Here is a 20,369-nt window from a genome sequence, read left to right as displayed (position 1 = left end):
GGAATCTGGCAGGGCGCTGGTGGCTTGCCAAACCTCTGTGCTGGGCTGTAGCCTGCGCCCCTGTGTTATCGAACTAAAGAATTGCAAGGACGTGCCGGTGCAAAAGGATGCCTATACGCTGATACTCGAGGCGATCGAGGCAGGGCTCTATATGCCGGGGGATCGTCTGGTCGAATCCGAACTGGCCGAGCGGCTTGGTGTGAGCCGCACCCCGGTGCGCGAGGCGTTGCAGCGGCTCGAAACGCAGGCCATGCTGACCCGCGACGGGCGCAGCCTGATTGTTGCCAGCCTCGATCATAACCAATTGGCCGAGCTTTACGCCGTTCGCAGCGAGCTTGAGGGATTGGCGGCGCGATTGGCCGCGCGGCATGCCACCGATGAGGAAATTCGCGTATTGCGCGGTATGGTCGAAGATGATCGCCAACTGCTGGAAGGGGACCCTCGCGCGATGAGTCGGGCGAACAAGCGTTTTCACCGGCAGATCCATCTCGCCAGTCACAACCGTTTTCTGGTCCAGCAACTGGATCTGGTGCACCGCTCGATGGCCTTGATGGCCACCACTTCGTTGGCGGCCGAGGGGCGCAGTGAAGTGGCCTTGGCCGAGCATGGCCAGATCGTTGCCGCGATCGAGGCGCGCGACGGCGAGGCCGCGTATCAGGCGCTGCGTGTCCACATCAGCCGCGCGTTTGAGACGCGCTTGCGGGTTGATGCGGGTGAATTGCGGCTCAAGGGCTAGGGCCAGCGGCCGCTATTTGAAGAGCGGGTCGTAACGGCCATGTGTGGTCTTGTCCCAATAGAAGGGATTTCGCACAAGCTCCCAGCCCGCCTTGTAAGAGGCGAGGGCGCCAAGCGGGAAATAGAAGTGCATCATCAGCACCCACCAACGCCGGATCGGGTGACGCGACAGGTGAAGGGCGCAGAGGTGCAGGCTCAGGTTGACAATCTCGGTGACCAGCAGCACGCCCATCAGGCCAAAGATAAGGGCAGGGGGCAGCGCATCGGCGATTGGGTGGGGCAGGCCCAGCCATGGCAACCAGAACGACCACAGCACCGGCATCAGCACGAATTGCGAGAGCGTGCAGAGCAGAAGAACCTGAAACCCCGCAAACTTCCATGTGCCGAGTTGCCGCCAGAGCAGCACAGGGTCTCTCATATGGGTCGCCCAAGTCATCATGTAGCCCTTGAGCCAACGTGAGCGTTGCTTGATCCACGGCATCGTATGGCAGTTGGCTTCCTCTTCCGTCACGCTTCCGATCAGTTCTGTTCGATAGCCGTGACGATAGAGTCGCATGCCAAGATCAGCGTCCTCGGTGACGTTGTGCGCGTCCCACCCGCCCAACTCCTCCAACGCGGCGCGGCGAAAGAAAAGAGTGGTGCCCCCCAAGGGGATCGGCAGGCCGAGCCGCGCCAATCCGGGCAGGATCACCCGAAACCACGCGGCATATTCGATGGCAAAGCAGCGTGACAGCCAGTTCGTTGTCGGATTGTAGAAGTCTAGCACGCCCTGCAGGCAGGCGACCTCGGGTCCGCGCTGCGCAAAACGCTGCACGACGCGGGTGATCTGGTCGCTCTCGGGCGCGTCTTCTGCGTCGTAGACGCCAATGATCGACCCGCGGCAATGGTCTATGGCAAAGTTCAGGGCTCGCGGCTTGGTCTTGATCTGGCCTTCCGGCACGACAACAATCTTCATCCAGGGCGGCAGATCGGCGCGGGCGAGGGCAGAACGGGTCTTGCTGTCTTCAGCCTCGACAACCAGCACGATTTCCAGCTGCTCACGCGGGTAATCGAGTTTGCCGAGGCGGCGGACCAGTCTCGGTGCAATATCGCTTTCGCCGTAAAGTGCCACCATGACCGAAACCGTGGGCGGATTCAGCATCTCGACAGGGAGCGGTTCGTCCCGCCGTCTCCATCCGCTTGCAAGCCCTGCCGCAGCCTTGAGCAGCGTGGTCAGAAACAGCGTCAGGATCGTCCATCCCATCAGAAACCACAGCGCTGCTAGCGGCCAGATCAAGGAGATTAGGGCCAAGGCGCAGCCGCCGATGACAAGCGGGCGGACCAGCCGGTTGCCGGCCAAAGTGCGGCAGCTTTCCACCTCGGCAACCCGCGTTTCTGCCCTGTGCGCCAGTTGCCGCCCCCGCAAGGTCAGCAGACTGCGTTGCAGATCCGCCAGAGGCGCGATGGCGAGAGCAACCGGGCCGAACACCTCGGCCAGATGTTTGCGGTGCTGAAAGAAAACATCGGGGTCGGCCACAGCAATAACGGTCGCTCCGCCTACGCTTCGCCAAGGCAGGATGGCGCGCCGCAGACAGTGATCGGCGCCCAGCAGATCAATCAGTCTGATGTCTGGCGGGTTATGCGCAAGGTCAATGACCCTTGTGCCAGAACGGTCTGCCAAGGCCGCGTAATAGCGCTGGGGTTTCAAAGCGGCGCGCGCGAGCAGAATATCGGTCACCCGCCCGCGCCGATGTGTCTGCACCGCCAAGGCGCGGACCAGATCATCTCCCTTGAGACAGCCGCTGCGCAGCAAGGACATGCCAAGTGTCTCGGACCGGCCAGAGCCATCCGACATAGCCGTTCGCGCGAGGGAGCCTGCGTGCGGAACCTCAGATCGGGGGGGCGAGTGACGTGCTGACATAATCCCTCGGCGATGTTCCGCCAAAGGTGCCTGCTTTTGGTTAATGCAAGGTTAAGCCCGGAGGCCGCGCCGCTCAGGCAGAACGACGGGCCTGCATTTCACGGGCAAAGCGCTCGAAAAGGTAATAGCTGTCTTGCGGACCGGGGCTGGCCTCGGGGTGATATTGCACCGAGAACACAGGCTTTCCTGCCACGGCGATCCCGCAGTTTGACCCGTCGAACAACGAGACATGCGTTTCGTCGACGCCTGCGGGCAGCGTCTGGCTGTCCACCGTAAAGCCGTGGTTCATCGAGGTGATTTCCACTTTGCCCGTCGTCAGGTCCTTGACCGGATGGTTCGCGCCATGATGGCCGTGGTTCATCTTGACGGTTTTCGCACCCAGCGCGAGCGCCAGCATCTGATGCCCGAGGCAGATGCCGAATACCGGAATATCCTTTGCCAACACGCCCTGAATCATCGGCACGGCATAGGTGCCCGTCGCCGCCGGATCGCCCGGGCCGTTGGACAGGAACACACCTTCGGGGTTCAGTGCCAATACGTCTTCGGCTGTGGCGGTTGCGGGCAGCACGGTAACCTCGCATCCCGAAGAGGCAAGGCAGCGCAGGATGTTGCGCTTTGCGCCGTAGTCTATGGCCACCACCCGCAGACCGGGGCCTTCGCGGCGGGTATAGCCTTCGGGCCAAGCCCAACGTTGTTCATCCCAGCGGTAGGACTGCGCGCAAGAAACGCCCTTCGCCAGATCAAGCCCGACAAGTCCCTTCCAGCCACGCGCACGGGCGACAAGGGCAGCAATGTCGAAATTGCCTTCGGGGTCATGGGCCAGAGCGACATGGGGTGCACCCTGCTGGCGGATCGCGCGGGTCAGGCGGCGGGTATCGATCCCGCCAATACCGATGCGGCCCTTCTTGACCAGCCACTCCGTCAACTCGCCGGTGGCGCGCCAGTTGGAAGGCTCTGTCACATCCCATTTCACCACCATGCCTGCCGCGACAGGTTCGGCAGTTTCGTCATCTTCATCGGTCACGCCGGTGTTGCCGATATGGGGGAAGGTGAAGGTAACGACCTGTCCGGCATAGCTGGGGTCGGTCATGATTTCCTGATAGCCGGTCATCGCGGTGTTGAACACGAGTTCCGCCACCGTCTCTCCGACTGCGCCAAAGCCCATGCCGTAGAAGACCGTCCCATCGGCCAGAGCAAGGCAGGCGGTAGCTTTCTGCTGAGCAGGCATGACGGCGACTCCCAATTGGCAAATTGCGCGGAACCTACGGGGGAAGGGGCGCGGGGTCAAGGCTTTGTCAGAAAAGGAATATGTCGAAGATACAAAGGCTTGGCAAAAGCATGGCTTGTTGTCCTTGGCAACGATCCCCTGTATTGTGCGCCTTACCGATCCCAGAAGGAAGGCAAACCCATGTCGCTGCGCGAACGTCTGCAGATTTCCCTCAAAGAAGCGATGAAGGCGAAGGAGGCAGATCGTCTGTCCACGCTGCGGCTGATCAATGCTGCCATAAAGGACCGCGAGATCGCCGCGCGGGGCGAAGGCGGAGAGGGCGAGGTGGGAGAGCCTGACATCCTTGCGATTCTGGGCAAGATGGTGAAGCAGCGTCAGGAATCCGCGCGCGCCTATGAAGAGGGCGGCCGTCTGGAACTTGCCGAAAAGGAATTGGCCGAAGTCAGGGTGATCGAGGAATTCCTGCCACGCCAGTTGTCTGCCGAAGAGGTGCAAGCCGCCATAGGCGCCGCCGTGGCCGAGGTGGGGGCGGACAGCATCCGCGACATGGGCAAGGTCATGGCCGTGCTCAAGGGCAAGTATACCGGTCAGATGGACTTTGGCACGGTGGGGCCGATGGTCAAGGCACGTCTTTCCTGAGCGGCCTTACAGGGCCCTGTGCCGTGCGCTCAGCGCCGCTGATCGGCAAATGCGGCCCGCAATTCGGATGACAGCGCCACCCGTTCTTCTTCAGACAGGAAGGCTCCGATCTCGACTGGACGCGGCCCGCCGCGTAGCGTGACATATTGCGGAACCGGGCCGCCGGTTTCGTGCAGTTCCACACGCACCCAATGCGGGTTTGCGCTCCACTCTGCGCGCTGCTTGCGTGGACCTTGTCGCGTCAGGGTAACCTGCGCAGGGCTGAGGGTCAGGTCTTCGATGATTTCGGCGTCCTGATAGCTGCGTTGCAGGGCAAACCAGATGCCGGCCACCGCCATGACCAGAAACGGCAGCAGCCCCCACAGCACGGGCGAGCCAAGCACAGCAAGCAGGGGCAGGGTGATGAGCGCCGATGTGCCGCCGATGAACCAGACAAAGCCCCGGCGCGGCAGCGAGCGATAGGGCCAGAGGCGCAGGTGGCGGGTTTCGGAATCGGCTAGATCGGGCGGAAGCCACTGATAGGGCATGATAGGCGGTGATCCTCACAGTCTGGCGCGAAGATAGGGCCAAGGCGGGCGTTGTCAAAGCGCCTGTCAGGTTCCGTCGTCGCAGGTGATCTGCACGTCGTGCTGGCGGTAGAGGAAGTCCTCGCCGACCACCTCGTTCCCGATGGGCCGCGACGAGTAGAGGCTGAAACCGCCAAAGCCGCAACGCTGCTGAGCCTCGGCTGCGATCTGGTCGCGAAAGGCAAGTTCGCGGCTGTCGGTCAGCGTATAGGCCCGGTCTATTATGAAGCGGTGCAGATTTGCTTCCGAAGCCGGAGCGGCAGGAGGCGGCGCGGACTGCGCCACACAGGCTCCGAGGGCAAGGGCGCAGACCAGACTGGCAACGGACAAGGGCAGGCGATCGTTCATTGGGCGGCACGTCCTTTTGGGGGCGATACATGCGCCGAGTATCCCGCAGATTGCGCGCCGGGTCAAAGTTGCACCGTTCACAATGCAAAAGGCCCCGGAGGTATCCGGGGCCTGGTGCGAAGGTTGGTATCTCAGTGCGCGTGGCTCTTGTCCCAGTCAGACTGTTTGGGCAGTTGCTCAAACGTATGCTCTGGCGGGGGCGAGGTCAGCGTCCATTCCAGCGTATCGGCGTATTCGTTCCAGTAGTTGTTCTGGGTCACGCGGCGGCCGAACTTCAGCGCGTAGAACATCATCACGATGAAGAACACGAAAGAAGCGAAGGACAGGAAGGCACCAATCGACGAGACGTAGTTCCAGTAGGCAAAAGCCTCCGGGTAGTCGATGTAGCGGCGCGGCATGCCCTGACGGCCGAGGAAGTGCTGCGGGAAGAAGGTCAAGTTTGCACCGATGAACATCGCCCAGAAGTGCAGCTTGCCTGCCCATTCGGGGAACTCGCGGCCCGACATCTTGCCGAACCAGTAGTAGATGCCCGCAAAGATCCCGAAGACGGCACCCAGCGACATCACATAGTGGAAGTGCGCCACGACGTAGTAGGTGTCATGATAGGCACGGTCCACGCCGGCCTGCGACAGGACGATGCCGGTCACGCCGCCCACGGTGAACAGGAACAGGAAGCCGAAAGCCCAGAGCATCGGCGTCTTGAACTCGATCGAGCCGCCCCACATCGTCGCGATCCACGAGAAGATCTTGATGCCGGTCGGCACCGCGATGACCATGGTGGCCAGCATGAAGTACGACTGCTGGGTCAGCGACATACCGACCGTATACATATGGTGCGCCCAGACGACGAAGCCCAGAACGCCGATGGCAACCATCGCATAGACCATCGGCAGATACCCGAAAATCGGCTTGCGGGCGAAGGTCGCGATGACTTGGCTGATGATACCGAAGGCAGGAAGAATGATGATATACACTTCCGGGTGGCCGAAGAACCACAGGATGTGCTGGTACAGGATCGGGTCACCGCCGCCTTCGGGCTGGAAGAAGGTGGTGCCGAAGTTGCGGTCGGTCAGCAGCATGGTGATCGCCCCCGCCAGAACCGGCAGTGCGAGCAGGATGAGCCATGCGGTCACAAAGATCGACCAGGCGAACAGCGGAACCTTGTGCATGGTCATGCCAGGCGCGCGCATGTTCAGGAAGGTGGTGATGATATTGATCGCCCCCAGGATCGACGATGCACCCGACAGGTGGACCGCGAAGATCGCGAGGTCCATCGAGTAACCGCCCTCATTGGTCGACAGCGGAGGGTAAAGCACCCAGCCCACGCCCGACCCAAGCTGCCCGTTGCCACCCGGCGAGAACACCGAAGCCACCGCAAGTGCGGTTCCGGCGACAAAGAGCCAGTAGCTGAGGTTGTTCAGACGCGGGAAAGCCATGTCCGGCGCGCCGATCTGCAACGGCATGAAATAGTTGCCGAAGCCACCGAAAAGCGCGGGGATGACCACGAAGAACATCATCAGGATGCCGTGTGCGGTGATCATCACGTTCCAGATATGCCCGTTCGGGGTGCACTGGTCGGTGGTGGTTGCAATCAGTCGTGCCCCTTCGGCGCACATGTACTGAACGCCGGGCTCCATCAGCTCCATCCGCATGTACACGGTGAAGATAACAGAGATCAGACCGACGAGACCGCCGGTAAAGAGATAGAGGATCCCGATGTCTTTGTGGTTGGTCGACATGAACCAGCGGGTGAAGAACCCACGCTGATCCTGGTCGTGGCCATGGATGGCTGCGTCCGCCATTGGCGTCTCCCGTTCTTGTTATAAGCGATCGTCCGACACTGGGAGTCGGATAGTCATCTTTTGTCATAGCTTTCCAAGCAGGTCGCGGCAACGGGGGAATTTGATCTGGATCAAGTGCAAATGTCGCACCGGGTTGAAAAATGGCCCGATTGGCCCTGTCGCAACGTAGGCGAGGCGCAGCGACTGAGCGAGCGCGCCGCTATTGGTCAGCATTATTGACTTGCCTGTGCCCGCGCGGCAGGGTGCGCGGAAGACTCGGCCCATCGTACCGGGCCGCGCGCAGATTGCTCCGGGAGGGTTGTGGCAATGCAATGGGAACAGGTTCTGGCGCCTCGCATGGGCCGGATGAAGGCGTCGGAAATCCGCGAACTTCTCAAGTTGCTTGACCAGCCCGACATCATCTCTTTCGCGGGCGGCATTCCTGATCCGGCATTGTTCCCGGTGGCCGCGTTTCAAGACGCACTTGGCGCAGCCTTGGCCCCCGGTAAGGCGGATGCGGCGCTGCAATACTCGGTCAGTGAAGGCTATCTGCCGCTGCGCCAGTGGCTTGCAGAGCATATGACCGGCCTTGGCATCCCTTGCGGTGTCGACAACATCCTGATCACCTCGGGTTCACAGCAGGCGCTGGATTATCTGGGCAAGATGATGATCGGCGCGGGGGATACAGTGCTTGTGAATGCACCCACCTACATGGGGGCTCTGGGTGCTTTCAACGCTTATGAACCGGTGTATGACCGGCTGGACCCGCGCGAAAACCGCGGTGCAGCCGAATATAGTGCCAAGGCGGTCGACGCCGGGGGCACGGTAAAATTCGCCTATCTTTCGGTTGATTTCGCCAATCCGACCGGCGAGACGATCGCCCGCGCCGAGCGTGAGAAGGTGCTAGATCTGGCCGACGCGCTTGGCGCGGCCATTGTCGAGGATGCGGCCTATCAGGCCTTGCGCTTTGACGGGGAGGCGGTGCCGCCGATCCTTGCGCTGGAGATCGCCCGCAAGGGCAGCATCGAGGAGTGCCGCACGATCTACTGCGGGTCGTTTTCCAAGACGCTGGCGCCGGGGCTGCGGGTGGGGTGGGTCTGCGCGGCCAGCCCGGTGATCGGGCGTCTTGTGCTGATGAAGCAGGCCGCCGATCTGCACTCATCCACGCTGAACCAGATGGCGATTGCCGAAGTGGCGGCGCGCCACTTTGAAAGCCATGTCGCGGGCCTGCGCACCGTATACAAGGCGCGGCGCGATCACATGCTTGCGGCTCTGTCGCGCGAGATGCCTTCTGGCGTAAGCTGGACACGGCCCGAGGGGGGCATGTTCGTGTGGATCACCTTGCCCGAGGGTATGGATGGCGCGGAGTTGCTTGCGCGTTCGCTGGAGACAGAGCGGGTGGCCTTTGTGCCGGGCCGGGCCTTTTTTGCCGATGGCTCGGGCGGAAATACCATCCGGCTCAGTTTTTCGCGGGCCGACCAGGCGGCAATTGACGAGGGCATCCGCCGCCTTGGTGCGCTGATCGCGCGCGAGATCGGTTAGCTGTCCGGGCGGCGCGCCGGCCCGTGGGGGCAGGGCGCGCCGTAAGCGGTTAGTGCGGTGTCACGCCGCGCATCCGCTCGGACCGGCGCCGCAGGACTTCCAATGTCGCCAGCATGGCGATGGAAATCACCACCAAAATCGTTGCCACCGACAGGATCGCCGGGCTGATCTGTTCGCGAATGCCGTTCCACATCTGGCGCGGGATCGTTTGCTGGTCATGTGCGGCGACGAAAAGCACCACGACCACTTCGTCGAACGATGTGACGAAAGCGAAAAGCGCGCCCGAGATCACGCCTGGCAGGATCAGAGGCATTGTCACCTTGAAAAAGGTGGTGGCGGGCGGCGCGCCAAGGCTGGCCGCCGCGCGGTTCAGCGATTGGTCAAAGCCGATCAGCGTGGCGGTCACGGTGATGATCACAAAGGGAATGCCAAGCGTGGCATGCGCCAGCACAACCCCCACATAGCTGCCGGTAAGCCGACCACAATACTGCGAAAGCCCGGTCCAGCTGATCAGGGCGCAGGGGCTGGAGTAGAAGAAGAACAGACCGGTTGCAGTGATGATGATCGGAACGATCATCGGCGAGATCAGGATCGCCATGATCAGGCGACGGTTCGGCATTTCGGGACGCGATAGGCCAAGCGCGGCAATGGTGCCCAGCACCGTCGCCACGATGGTCGAGAAAAAGCCGATGATGACCGAGTTCTTCGCCGCCCGGACCCACGCGCTTTCATTCCAGACCTGCGCCCACCACGCGGCATCGCGCGGCACATCGGTCGGGATGGCGGGTTGCGTCAGCAGCAGATCATACCAGCGCAGGCTGTAGCCTGACGGGTCAAAGGCCAGCATCTTTTCGGTAAAGGTGAAGTAAGGCTCGGCATTGAAGGAGAGCGGAATCACGATAAGGATCGGCGCGATGAGGAACAGGAAGATCAGCGCGCAGATCACCAGTCTGGTGTAGTGCCAGACGCGTTCCAGCGGGGAGGCGTAGACAGGAAGAGACATGTTGGCTTACCCCAGCTTCAGGTTATCAATGCCGACCAGCCGGTCGTAGATCCAGTAGAGAACCAGCACCGCAGCCAGCAGAAGCGCGGCCAGCGCCGAGGCGAGCGACCAGTTCAGACTGTTTTGCATGTGAAACGCGATCAGGTTTGAAATCAGCTGCCCGCTTGCCCCGCCGACCAGCGCTGGCGTGATGTAATAGCCCACCGCCAGAATGAAGACGAGCAGCGACCCGGCACCCACACCGGGCAGGGTTTGCGGCAGATAGACCCGGCGGAATGCGGTCCAGCTTGTCGCCCCGAGGCTGCGCGCTGCGCGCACATACGAAGGCGGAATGGGCCGCATTACCGAGTAGAGCGGCAAGATCATGAACGGCAGCAGGATATGCGTCATCGCAATGATCGTACCCATCTGGTTATAGATCATCTGGATGCGGCCATCCTCGCCGATAATACCGAGCGCGACGAGGCTGTTGTTCACGACGCCCTGGGTTTGCAGCAGCACCATCCAGCTGGTCGTGCGCACCAGCAAAGAGGTCCAGAACGGAAGCAGCACGAGGATCATCAGCAGGTTGGACCACTTCATCGGCAGCGTCGCCAGAAGATGCGCGATCGGAAAGCCCAGCAAGAAGCAGGTAAAGGTTATCAGTCCTGCGAGCAGGAAGGTCTTGACGAAGAGGCTGACGTAGATCTGCCGATCTTCCGGCATTGGCACGATCTTGCCGTTTACATCGCGGGTCATGTCGAGCGCGGCCAGAAAGAAGTTGGCGCTGTAGGCGTCCGAGACCTGCCGCATGGTGCCCCACAGGACAGGGTCATCCCATTTGGGATCGGAGGCGATCAGCGCCTCACGATAGGGCGGCTCGAAACGGGCGGCACCGCGTGCGGTCGAGGTGAAGAGCGAGCGCGTGCCAGACATTTCGTAGTTCACACGGGTGCCGACAACGCCCACCGTCCGGGCGGCAGCGGCGTCTCTCAGGTCATGTGCAAGCGCTTCCCACGCCGCCTCATCCGGCGGGGTGCCGGGCGGGGTTTCGGCAAACCATGCTGTGGTGCGCGGCATGTTTGCGGAAAACCCGTCGTTGTAGATGGCCTGATGCATCAACTGCCCTATGGGCAGGATGAAGGTGATCACGATAAACGCCAGCAGCGGCAAGACCAGCAGGAAAGCCCTTCGCTTGGCGCGCCGCTGTGCTGTAGCAAGCGCTGATTTCAATGGGCGGCCATCGCTGGTGGTCAACAGACCTCCAGCCGGTGCAGAAATATCAGCCATCGGAAAAACCCTTTCGATCCGGCCAAGTTGCAGGCAAGCAACTGGGGCGGCGGTTGCCCGCCGCCCCGTTGTCAGATCAGTTCGATGCCAACCAGGCGTTGAAACGCTCGTTCAGTTCGGTGTCACGGTCGACCCAGAACTCGTAAGACGAGGGGAGGGCATTCGTCAGGTTTTCGGCTGCGGTCGGCATGTAGGGGCCCATCTCGGTCTTGCCGTCCATGAACACACCAACCAGCGGGCCAGAGGACTGACGCGCAGGGCCATAAGCGATCCACTTGGCCTGATCGGCGAGGGCTTGCGTGGTCGTGGCAAAGGTCAGGAATTGCTTGGCCGCATCCAGATTGGGAGCACCCTTGGGGATCGCATAACCGTCATATTCATAGACCTGACCGTCAAACACCTGCTTGAACGGTTTGCCTTCGGTGACCGCAGCGGCAAAGAAACGTCCGTTGTAGCCCGTGGTCATCACCACTTCGCCATCTGCCAGCAGTTGCGGAGGCTGCGCGCCCGCTTCCCACCAGATCATGTCATTCTTGATGGTCCCAAGCTTGGCAAAGGCGCGGTCCACACCTTCCGGCGTCTCGAGGACACTGTAAACCTCGTCCGCCGGCACGCCATCGGCCATCAGCGCCATCTCGAGGTTCACCTTGGCGCCCTTGCGCATGCCGCGCTTGCCCGGATACTTGGCGGTGTCAAAGAAGTCCGCGATGGTGGTCGGCGGATCGGACGGGAACTTGCTCTCGTCATAGGCGTAAAGCGTCGAGAACACGATGGTTGCGACAAAGCAATCGGTCACAGCACCCGGCAGGAAGTCATCCATGGCGGCGGTGCCATCGGCGGCCGGGCTCAGGATTGCCGGGTCCAGCACTTCGAGCAGGCCCTCGTCGCACAGACGCACGGCATCGGCATATTCCAGATCGACGACATCGATCGAGACGTTGCCCGCTTCGACCTGTGCCTTGATCGGTGCAGCAGGGTTGTCGGCGTCCACGTTGATGACCTTGATCCCGGTCGAGGCAGTGAACGGTTTGTGATAGGCCTCGATCTGGCTGGTCGCATAGGCCCCACCCCAGGACATCACCGCAATCTCTTGTGCAGAGGCGGCGAAGCCAAGACCCGTGAGGGCAGTGGACAGGATCAGAATCTTCTTCATGCGTAGTCTCCCATGTTGTTTTTTATGGTCGTTTAGTGGCCGCAGCATGCGGCATGACCCCAAATGCTTGGGGATCGGGTCAGATCGGGTCGAGCGCGCGCGCATCTTGCGGGTGCCAGCCAACCTTCAGCTGATCGCCCGGCGTCAGACGGGTCTGGCCAAGCGTGTTGCGCATCTTCATCACAAAGTCATCTGAGCCCGCCACCCGCAGGCGCGCCCGCAGGATGTCGCCCATGTAGATGACTTCCAGCACCTCGGCACCGATGACATGCGCCCCGGCGGGCATCATTTCAGGCTTGAACTCCACCCGTTCGGGACGGATCGAGACAAGGGTCTTCTGGCCCTTTTGGGTCACGTTCACCGGGGTTGCGTCGATCAATTCCCCTGTTGCGAGGCGAACCAGCGCCTTGTCGCCAGACAGGTCTTCGATCGTTCCGGGAAGCTTGTTGTTCTCGCCGATGAACCCCGCGACAAAGCTGTTGTCGGGGCGCTCATACAGATCGGCAGGGGGCGCCAGCTGCTGGATGCGCCCATCATTGAACACGGCGATCCTGTCGCTCATCGTCAGGGCCTCTCCCTGATCATGCGTGACGTAAACCACCGTGATTCCAAGGCTTTCGTGCAGGTGCTTGATCTCGAACTGCATGTGTTCGCGCAATTGCTTGTCGAGCGCGCCAAGCGGCTCGTCCATCAGCACGAGTTTGGGATCGAACACCAAGGCGCGGGCCAAGGCGATACGCTGTTGCTGGCCACCCGAAAGCTGCGCCGGGCGACGGTTCGCAAAAGCCCCCATCTGGACCATATCAAGCGCGCGCTTGATCTTGGCCTCGCGGGTGGATTTGTCCATGCCGCGCACCTCGAGCGGAAAAGACAGGTTCTCGCCCACTGTCATATGCGGAAACAGCGCGTAATTCTGAAACACCATGCCGATTCCGCGCTTGTGCGGCGGCACCATGTTGATGTTGGTCCCATCCAGCCGGATTTCGCCATTCGTGGCGGTTTCGAACCCCGCCAGCATCATCAGACAGGTCGTTTTCCCCGATCCTGAAGGCCCGAGCATCGTCAGAAACTCGCCCTTGCCGATGTTCAGGTTGAGGTCTTTGACGACCAGGCTTGCGCCGTCATAGCTTTTTTGCACCCGGTCGAAGGCAACAAAGGCGTCCGTGTGGCTTTCGCTCACCGCGCTGTTCTCCCCATGTGGTCCGGCAGATTTTCTGCACTTGTTATATTGACTAAAGCCAAAGCGGTTCGACATTGCAACCGGCTTGTCGTGATTTCAGGCTTCGCATGCGCAATGCAGGAAAATCGGTCATATTGCGCCGCTTTCGCCGCCAGTTGCGGCACTTCGCATGCGTTTTGCGGTCGATTTGCCTCTGGCTGCGCTGCTCTGGCCGCCTCGTCTGGCTGTAGGGGTGACGCAGCGTCACCTGTCGTTCCGTATGCACGCCTTTGCAAGGATGTCGAAAGGCGAAAGCCTGACACTCTGCAGAACAACGGTTCCGCCCGCGGAAGGTTCAAGGGGGAAGAAACCCAAAAGGCGCCCGTTTCGGGGCGCCTTTTTGAAGGTCAATCCAGGCTGTGGTGCGGATGAAAAGACTCGAACTTTCACTCCGGTTAAGGAACAGCGACCTCAACGCTGCGCGTCTACCAATTCCGCCACATCCGCAGACACAGCCTGGATGGCGGGCTTTTAGCGAAGCCGCGCGGCGAAGGAAAGGGGGATTTTGCGCTCCTTTACGCTTTATCTAGGGAGGATGCGTCTGAAGGCCGTGCAGAGAACCGGAAAACTGGGTGAAGACTGATATTTAACTGTTTGTTATAATTGTAAATTTTGGAGTTTTTGTTGCGGCCTTTGTGAAGGCGCTCCTTACGCGAAATCGGTCGTAAGGGGCGGCGGGGTTGAATTTCTGCCGGTCTTCGGCCAAATGGCGGTGGCCCGCATCGGGTTGGGGCCAGTTGGCCTGTGCAAATGCAATCAAAGGCGTGTCATGCCCGACTGGCAGTTTCTTCCCGGCCTTGCGCCGTATGCCGAGACCCTTGCCGCAATGGAGGCGCGAGCAGAGGCGATTGCCCGCGGCGAGGCGCGCGAGGCGATCTGGCTTCTGGAGCATCCGCCGCTCTACACGGCCGGCACCAGCGCGCGCAGCGAAGATCTGACCGATCCGGACCGCTTTCCCGTCCATGATGTGGGGCGAGGCGGGCAATACACCTATCACGGACCGGGGCAGCGGGTTGTCTATGTCATGCTTGATGTGGGCGCGCGCGGGCGCGATGTGCGCTGCTTCGTGCGGGCCTTGGAAAACTGGGTGATCGCTGCTTTGGCCGAGTTCAACGTGACGGGCGAAATCCGTCCGGGCCGCGTTGGAGTCTGGGTGCAGCGCCCCGAGCGCAGCGGCCCGGACGGACAGCCCGCCGAAGACAAGATCGCGGCTATCGGTGTCAAGCTACGGCGCTGGGTCAGCTTTCATGGCATCTCGATCAATGTCGAGCCGGACCTGTCACATTTCTCCGGCATCGTGCCTTGCGGCATTCGCGATCATGGCGTGACCAGTCTGGTAGACCTCGGTCTGCCCGTCACCATGAACGATCTCGATCTCGCACTTCAAACGACTTTCGAGCGGTTTTTTCCCGAAGGCGGTTTGCGGCCCGATGGCGTCAATCCGCCGAACTGCGCCACCTGACACGCAGATCGGTGCGGTCTAAGGCAGGATTGCCAGCCACATCCAAGTGCTTGTGATCGACAAGGCCGTTGCGATCAGCACTGCCGACGCATTCACGCGCTTTGCCACCCCGTAAAGATGGGCGAAGAGGTAGGCATTGACCCCGGGGGCCATTGCGGCAGTCACCACGGCCGAGCGCAGGGCATCGGTGCCAAGGCCAAAGACCTTTACGCCCAGAATCCATGTCACCCCCGGATGCACGATCAGGGATGCCGCGCATATCATCGCGATGGTTGCCTTGTCCCCCTCCGGTCGATAGCGGAACAAAACGCCGCCAAGACCGAACAGCGCGGCCGGAATGGCAGCGCGGCTCATCAGGTCGATCCCAGACCAGAAAGCACCCGGAAGGGGCAGACCCGACAGGTTGACCACAAAGCCGATCGCAATGCCGATCACCAAGGGCTGTGAAAAGATCGCCTGAACCACCTGACGTGTCAGTGCAGAGGGGGACAGGCCCTGACCCCGTGTTCGCGCCCATTCCATCAGGCTGATACCAAAGGCATAGAGCATGGGCGAGTGAATCGAGATGATCGCGAAATTGCCCTGAAGTGCCTCTGGCCCGTAGGCGCGTTCAGTGATGGGCAGGCCCAGCAAGAGAGTGTTCGAGAACAGCCCTGCAAAGCCGATGGCCACAGAATCTGTCAGGGGGCGGTTGAACAGATAGCGCGCGCCCAGAAAACACAGTGCAAAGCCGCTGAATGCCCCTCCGTAAAAAGACAACAGCAGCCCGCTATCATAGGCCCCCGACAAATCCAGCGTGGCGATAGAGCGAAAGAGCAGACAGGGCAGGGCGAAGTTCTGCGCAAAGCGCATCACACCGTCCACTGCCGAATCTGAAAATAGTCCGAAGCGCGCGGCGGCATAGCCGAAGCCGATCACCAGAAAGACCGGCATGATGACATCCAAAAGCGCGGTCATGCCGCGATCTCGATCACCATACCATCATGGGCGGGGCGGATATGGGGCGGCAATTCAGCCAGAAGTGCCGCATGGTCAAGATCATTGTGCATGTTGGTCAGGATCGCCCGGCCGGGATTTGCGCGTGCGATCCACTCCAGTGTCATGTCCAGATGCGCGTGGGTGGGGTGGGGCTTACGGCGCAGGGCATCCACCACCCAGACCTCCAATCCCGACAACAGGCGCCAATGCGGCTCGGGAATGGCGACCGCATCGGGTAGATAGGCCAGATTTCCGATGCGAAAGCCCTGGGCGTCGATGCTGCCATGTTCGCACAGGAACGGGGTCAGCGTGATATTTCCGCCATCCCCCTGGATGGTGAAGGCGGTGTCATCCGTAATCGTGTTCAAATCAAGGATCGGCGGATAGGGGCTGCCCTTGGGCTGCACGAACGCATAGCCAAAGCGGGCGATCAGCGCCTCTTGCGTCGGGCCATCGGCCCAGACGGGCAGACGGCGCTGGATGTTGTAAACCACTTGGCGCAGGTCATCGATGCCGTGGGTATGGTCGGCATGGGCATGGGTGAACACCACCGCATCAAGCGCCCCCACCCGCGCTGCGAGGAGTTGGCGGTGCATGTCGGGCGACGTGTCGATAAGAACGCGGGTTGTCCCGTCTGCGCCAATGCGCTCGACCAGCAGCGAGCAGCGCGTGCGGCGGTTCATCGGATTGGCCGGATCGCACGCGCCCCAATCGGGCTCTTCAAGCCCCAGCCGTGGCACCCCGCCAGACGATCCGCAGCCAAGGATGGTAAAGCGCAGCAGGTCTGTCATGGTGCGGCGACCGGAAGGCGGGCGCGGGTGAACAGACGGTCGAAGTTCGCGGTCGTCTGGGCCGCAAACTCGGCCTCGGACAGGCCGAAGACCGCGGCACCTGCCTTGGCGGTATAGGCGGTGTAGGCTGGTTCATTGCGTCGTCCGCGGCGTGGCGGCGGCGCCAGATAGGGGCTATCGGTTTCCAGCAAGATACGGTCCAGCGGACAGGCGGCAAAGATATCGCGCAGTTCTTGCGAGCGGGGAAAGGCTGCGATTCCCGACATAGACAGATAAAAGCCAAGCTCGATCATGGACTTGGCCAGCGCCTCGCCGCTGGAAAAGCAGTGCATCACGCAAGAATAGGGCCTCTCGCGATAGGCTTCGGTCAGGATTGCGGCCACGTCTTCATCTGCACCGCGCGCGTGGATGATAAGCGGCAATCCGGTTTCCTGCGCGGCAACGATGTGCGTGCGCAGGCTTTGCTGCTGCACATCCTTGCTGTCGGCTGTGTAGTGATAGTCAAGCCCGGTTTCCCCGATGCCGACGAACTTCGGGTGCCGCGCCAAAGCAACAAGCTGGTCGACGGTGACCAAGGGTTCCTGCGCCGCGCTCATCGGATGGGTGCCTGCCGCGTAAAACACCGAAGCATGGCTTTCGGCAATCGCCCGGACTTGCGGTTCGTTGCGCAGCCTTGTGCAGATCGTCACCATGCGGGTCACGCCAGCCTGATGGGCGCGCGCAATGATGTCGGCTATCTCGCCCTCGAAATCGGGGAAATCGAGATGACAGTGACTGTCGACAAGTTCGGGCAGGGCGCGGGCAGGCATGAAATGCTCATTTCTGGGCGAGCTGACCCGCCGTATCGTCAATTTTCAGCAAGCTATCCATCAGAAGCGCGGCAGGGTCAAGGTTGACAGCCTTGCCCCGCCTTGCCCGCAGCGACAGGCTTTGGGCAAGGTCTGCCCACGCGCGCGCGGCAAGTTCCGTGGGTGCCAGCCGCGCGAAAAGCTCGCCTTCGCCGCGCGCAGCCTCGGGGGGCAGTTGCCGCAAGGTTCCCGCCCGCGCCAGCCGCGCCAGAAAGAGATCGAGCAGCGTTACGACCAGATCAAAGCGTTCCTCGGCACCTTTGCCCGCGCCGCTCTCCGCCAAGGCCAGCGCGCGGTTGCGGTCCAGACGGGGCAGGGTGGCAAAAAGCTGGATCAGGCCCGCATAGGTCTTGAGCCCGTCAAGATTTGTCAGCCGAAACGCCTCGCCCACAGAGCCACTTGCCAGCTCTCCCAGCGCCAGCACATCGTCGGGGTCGACCGCTCCGCCCGCCTGCTCCAGCGCCCGCGCCAGCGGCTCGGGGTGCAGGGCGGTCAGCCGCAACTCGCGGCAACGTGACCGGATGGTGGGAAGCAGCCGATGCGGCTGATGCGCGATGACAAGAAAAATCACATCGGCAGGTGGCTCTTCGAGCAGTTTCAGCAAGGCATTGGCTGCCCCCGTGTTCAGATCATCCGCCGCATCGATGATCGCCACCCGCCGCCCGCCATCGGCGGCAGACAGGGCAAAAAAGGACTTCATCTTGCGCACCTCATCCACCCGGATATCGGCGGATAGGGCGGTTTCCTTGTCATTCGCCCCGCGGCGCAGCAGGAAAAGCCGTGGCTCGGCCAGTTGCATCATGCGGCGGGCGACGGGCGCATCGGCCGGAATGTCCATCGTTTCGGGCGGGGGCGGGGCAAACATGCCGCTATCATCATCCGGTGTTGCCAGCAAAAACCGCGCGATGCGCCACGCCAATGTGGCTTTTCCAACCCCCTTCGGTCCGGTGATCAGCCAGGCATGATGCAAGCGGCCCGTGACATAGGCGTTCAGAAAAGCACTCTCTGCCGCGTAATGGCCGAAAAGCCTGAGCGTTTCGCGCGGATGCGGCGCCCCTTCGATACGGTCGGGCTCTGGCAGATCGGCGGCGGCCATCAATGGCCCCCAAGCGCGGCGGTAGCCAGTGCAAGGGTATCGGCTGCAACAACCTGGGGTGCGCGTGCGCCGTCGATGACCCGAAAGCGGCTGTGCCGCTCCGCCAGTGCCAGAAAACCGGAGCGCGCGCGGGTCTGGAAGGCAAGACCCATATCCTCGAAGCGCATCTCCGCCCCTGCGCGGGCGGTCGCGCGCGCGAGGCCCTCGGCAGGGTCCAGATCGAACAGCAGGGTCAGATCTGGCTCCAGCCCGATCATCAGGTCGTGCAAGGTGTCGACGGTTGCGCTCAGATCGCCGCGGGTGATGCCTTGAAATATGCGCGTGCTGTCGGCGAAACGGTCACTGATGACGACATCGCCACGGGCGAGGGCGGGGCGAATGGTCTTTTCCACATGATCGCGCCGCGCCGCCGTGAACAACAGGATTTCGGTTTCCGCCGACCAGCGGTCTGCGGCCCCCTCCAGCACAAGGCGGCGGATTTCCTCCGCGCCCGGGCTGCCGCCGGGTTCCCGCGTCAGGGTCACATCATGCCCCAAGGCACGCAAGGCTTCGGCAAGCAGACGGGCCTGCGTCGACTTTCCCGACCCGTCTATGCCTTCAAAACTGATGAAAAGACCTGCCATCTGCCCCGCCTCTCAAGAGGCAGGTGCCTTATCGATATAGCGCGCCCGCAAGGACTCGACTGCTGTCAGCAGGCGTTTGCCAAAACCGCCGCGCGCCACGTCTTTTTCCACGACCAAAGGCACCCGGGCATCGGGCAGGTCGGGAATGTGGATGACCATTTCCGCAACCTCGGTTCCAGCGGTCAGTGGCGCACGCAGAGGGCCGGTGTAGACCACCTCGGCCGTTGCCAGTTCTTGCACCAAGGCCGGAACCAGCAGCCGCACATCGGCAGCCGGCACCAGGCCGACCGTATCGGCTGCGCCCATCCACACGGGGGCCTCCGTCACGCGCTCCCCTGCTTTCAGCAGCGTTTTCTCTGCAAACTGCCGGAAGGCCCATGAAACGATGCGCTCTGCCTCTTCGGCGCGCTCGCGCTCGCTTGCCAGACCGGTGATCACAAAGATCACACGCCGGTTGCCCTGCGCCGCCGAACCGGCAAGGCCATATCCCGCCTCGGACGTATGCCCTGTCTTGAGCCCGTCCGCCCCCACGCCCAATGCCAGCAACGGGTTGCGGTTGTTGGCATTGGCAGGCGCGCGTCCCTTGTAGTCGAAGGTCGTCTCGGCAAAGATCGGATAATACTCGGGAAAATCGAGGATCAGCCGCTTGGACAATATGCCAAGGTCGCGCATCGACATCACATGTCCCATGGCCGGCCAGCCAGAGGAGTTCTTGAACACAGAGCTTTGCATCCCGAGGGCGCGGGCGCGCTGCGTCATCTGTTCGGCAAAGGCTTCTTCGGTGCCTGCAAGCCCTTCGGCAACCGCAACGCAGGCATCATTGCCCGAATTTACGATCATGCCGTGAATCAACTCGTTCACCGTGGGGCGATCGGATTCCTGCAAGAACATGGTCGATCCGCCCATCGCGGCCGCACGGGCAGAGACGGGAAATGTCGTATCCATCGTCACGCGCCCGTCACGCAGCGCCTCAAACAGCATGTTGATGGTCATCAGTTTTGACATGCTGGCCGGAGGCAGGGCCAGGTCGGCGTTCTTGTCCATCAGCACTGTCTGAGTGCTTACATCATAGACCCAAGCCGCCGTGGCCCGCGTTTCGAAGGCATGGGCCATGCTTGCGGCAAGCATCAGGATTGCGGTCAGGGCGGGGCGCAAGACGGACGGAAACAGGGGGCGCATCGGATCTCC

Annotated in this window: 19 protein-coding genes and 1 tRNA gene; 4 read left to right on the top strand and 16 right to left on the bottom strand. The window is 61.8% G+C overall.

The features are described 5' to 3' along the window. The first annotated feature begins 97 nt into the window (after window positions 1-97). Complete coding sequence (locus G3572_RS03820) at window positions 98-736, top strand: GntR family transcriptional regulator (RefSeq protein ID WP_164609324.1); 639 nt, start codon at window positions 98-100, stop codon at window positions 734-736. A 12-nt stretch (window positions 737-748) separates the two neighbouring features. On the opposite strand, the gene G3572_RS03815 is transcribed toward G3572_RS03820, so the two are convergent. Together G3572_RS03815 and carA are read right to left on the bottom strand one after the other, a co-directional pair. Further along, window positions 749-2,569: a glycosyltransferase gene (locus tag G3572_RS03815; protein ID WP_240335387.1), complete on the bottom strand. Its 1,821-nt coding sequence runs from the start codon at window positions 2,567-2,569 to the stop codon at window positions 749-751. A 139-nt stretch (window positions 2,570-2,708) separates the two neighbouring features. Beyond that, window positions 2,709-3,863 (bottom strand): glutamine-hydrolyzing carbamoyl-phosphate synthase small subunit, encoded by a 1,155-nt coding sequence (carA, locus tag G3572_RS03810; RefSeq protein WP_164609322.1) that lies wholly within the window; start codon window positions 3,861-3,863, stop codon window positions 2,709-2,711. Between the two features lie 180 nt (window positions 3,864-4,043). Here carA and G3572_RS03805 point away from each other — a divergent pair, with 180 nt between their 5' ends. After that, window positions 4,044-4,502, top strand: coding sequence for a GatB/YqeY domain-containing protein (locus G3572_RS03805; RefSeq protein WP_164609321.1), 459 nt, complete (start codon window positions 4,044-4,046; stop codon window positions 4,500-4,502). Window positions 4,503-4,531: 29 nt separating this feature from the next. On the opposite strand, the gene G3572_RS03800 is transcribed toward G3572_RS03805, so the two are convergent. From G3572_RS03800 to ctaD, 3 genes are all read right to left on the bottom strand, one after another. Beyond that, the gene (locus G3572_RS03800; RefSeq protein ID WP_164609320.1) at window positions 4,532-5,029 is read right to left on the bottom strand and encodes a DUF2244 domain-containing protein; all 498 of its coding nucleotides are present in this window, start codon (window positions 5,027-5,029) and stop codon (window positions 4,532-4,534) included. 66 nt (window positions 5,030-5,095) lie between these two features. Next, window positions 5,096-5,416 (bottom strand): hypothetical protein, encoded by a 321-nt coding sequence (locus G3572_RS03795; RefSeq protein ID WP_164609319.1) that lies wholly within the window; start codon window positions 5,414-5,416, stop codon window positions 5,096-5,098. Between the two features lie 131 nt (window positions 5,417-5,547). Then, window positions 5,548-7,218: a cytochrome c oxidase subunit I gene (ctaD, locus tag G3572_RS03790; RefSeq protein ID WP_164609318.1), complete on the bottom strand. Its 1,671-nt coding sequence runs from the start codon at window positions 7,216-7,218 to the stop codon at window positions 5,548-5,550. Window positions 7,219-7,524: 306 nt separating this feature from the next. On the opposite strand from ctaD, the gene G3572_RS03785 reads away from it, so the two are divergent. Beyond that, window positions 7,525-8,739, top strand: a complete 1,215-nt coding sequence (locus tag G3572_RS03785) for an aminotransferase-like domain-containing protein (RefSeq protein WP_164609317.1) — start codon at window positions 7,525-7,527, stop codon at window positions 8,737-8,739. A 49-nt stretch (window positions 8,740-8,788) separates the two neighbouring features. Here G3572_RS03785 and G3572_RS03780 read toward each other — a convergent pair whose 3' ends face one another. The 5 genes from G3572_RS03780 to G3572_RS03760 all read right to left on the bottom strand — a co-directional run bounded on the left by G3572_RS03780 (window position 8,789) and on the right by G3572_RS03760 (window position 13,830). Next, window positions 8,789-9,742, bottom strand: a complete 954-nt coding sequence (locus G3572_RS03780) for an ABC transporter permease (RefSeq protein ID WP_164609316.1) — start codon at window positions 9,740-9,742, stop codon at window positions 8,789-8,791. Between the two features lie 6 nt (window positions 9,743-9,748). Further along, window positions 9,749-11,011, bottom strand: a complete 1,263-nt coding sequence (locus G3572_RS03775; protein WP_164609315.1) for an ABC transporter permease — start codon at window positions 11,009-11,011, stop codon at window positions 9,749-9,751. 76 nt (window positions 11,012-11,087) lie between these two features. Beyond that, window positions 11,088-12,164, bottom strand: a complete 1,077-nt coding sequence (locus tag G3572_RS03770) for an ABC transporter substrate-binding protein (RefSeq protein WP_164609314.1) — start codon at window positions 12,162-12,164, stop codon at window positions 11,088-11,090. 79 nt (window positions 12,165-12,243) lie between these two features. Beyond that, the gene (locus G3572_RS03765; protein WP_354003981.1) at window positions 12,244-13,344 is read right to left on the bottom strand and encodes an ABC transporter ATP-binding protein; all 1,101 of its coding nucleotides are present in this window, start codon (window positions 13,342-13,344) and stop codon (window positions 12,244-12,246) included. Window positions 13,345-13,743: 399 nt separating this feature from the next. Continuing rightward, a tRNA-Leu gene (locus G3572_RS03760) sits at window positions 13,744-13,830 on the bottom strand. A 322-nt stretch (window positions 13,831-14,152) separates the two neighbouring features. On the opposite strand from G3572_RS03760, the gene lipB reads away from it, so the two are divergent. Next, window positions 14,153-14,845, top strand: coding sequence for a lipoyl(octanoyl) transferase LipB (lipB, locus tag G3572_RS03755; RefSeq protein ID WP_164609312.1), 693 nt, complete (start codon window positions 14,153-14,155; stop codon window positions 14,843-14,845). Window positions 14,846-14,863: 18 nt separating this feature from the next. Here the strand turns inward: lipB and G3572_RS03750 are convergent, their stop codons facing one another. From G3572_RS03750 to G3572_RS03725, 6 genes are read right to left on the bottom strand one after another with little or no spacing between them, the layout of a single operon-like run. After that, window positions 14,864-15,802 (bottom strand): AEC family transporter, encoded by a 939-nt coding sequence (locus tag G3572_RS03750; protein WP_164609311.1) that lies wholly within the window; start codon window positions 15,800-15,802, stop codon window positions 14,864-14,866. Then, entirely contained in the window at window positions 15,799-16,614 is an 816-nt protein-coding gene (locus tag G3572_RS03745; RefSeq protein WP_164609310.1) for an MBL fold metallo-hydrolase, read from the bottom strand. The genes G3572_RS03750 and G3572_RS03745 overlap by 4 nt, the downstream gene beginning before the upstream one ends. After that, the gene (locus G3572_RS03740) at window positions 16,611-17,423 is read right to left on the bottom strand and encodes a TatD family hydrolase (protein ID WP_164609309.1); all 813 of its coding nucleotides are present in this window, start codon (window positions 17,421-17,423) and stop codon (window positions 16,611-16,613) included. The genes G3572_RS03745 and G3572_RS03740 overlap by 4 nt, the downstream gene beginning before the upstream one ends. A gap of 7 nt (window positions 17,424-17,430) precedes the next feature. Continuing rightward, entirely contained in the window at window positions 17,431-18,558 is a 1,128-nt protein-coding gene (locus G3572_RS03735; RefSeq protein ID WP_164609308.1) for a DNA polymerase III subunit delta', read from the bottom strand. Continuing rightward, window positions 18,558-19,181: a dTMP kinase gene (gene tmk, locus G3572_RS03730; RefSeq protein WP_164609307.1), complete on the bottom strand. Its 624-nt coding sequence runs from the start codon at window positions 19,179-19,181 to the stop codon at window positions 18,558-18,560. Before tmk ends, G3572_RS03735 begins: the two co-directional genes overlap by 1 nt. A gap of 12 nt (window positions 19,182-19,193) precedes the next feature. Then, window positions 19,194-20,360, bottom strand: coding sequence for a D-alanyl-D-alanine carboxypeptidase family protein (locus G3572_RS03725; protein WP_164609306.1), 1,167 nt, complete (start codon window positions 20,358-20,360; stop codon window positions 19,194-19,196). Between the last annotated feature and the right edge of the window lie 9 nt (window positions 20,361-20,369).

The organism is Pseudotabrizicola algicola, from assembly GCF_010915705.1.
In the GTDB taxonomy this organism is placed as follows: domain Bacteria; phylum Pseudomonadota; class Alphaproteobacteria; order Rhodobacterales; family Rhodobacteraceae; genus Pseudotabrizicola; species Pseudotabrizicola algicola.
This window is presented reverse-complemented; position numbering and strand designations above follow the sequence as displayed.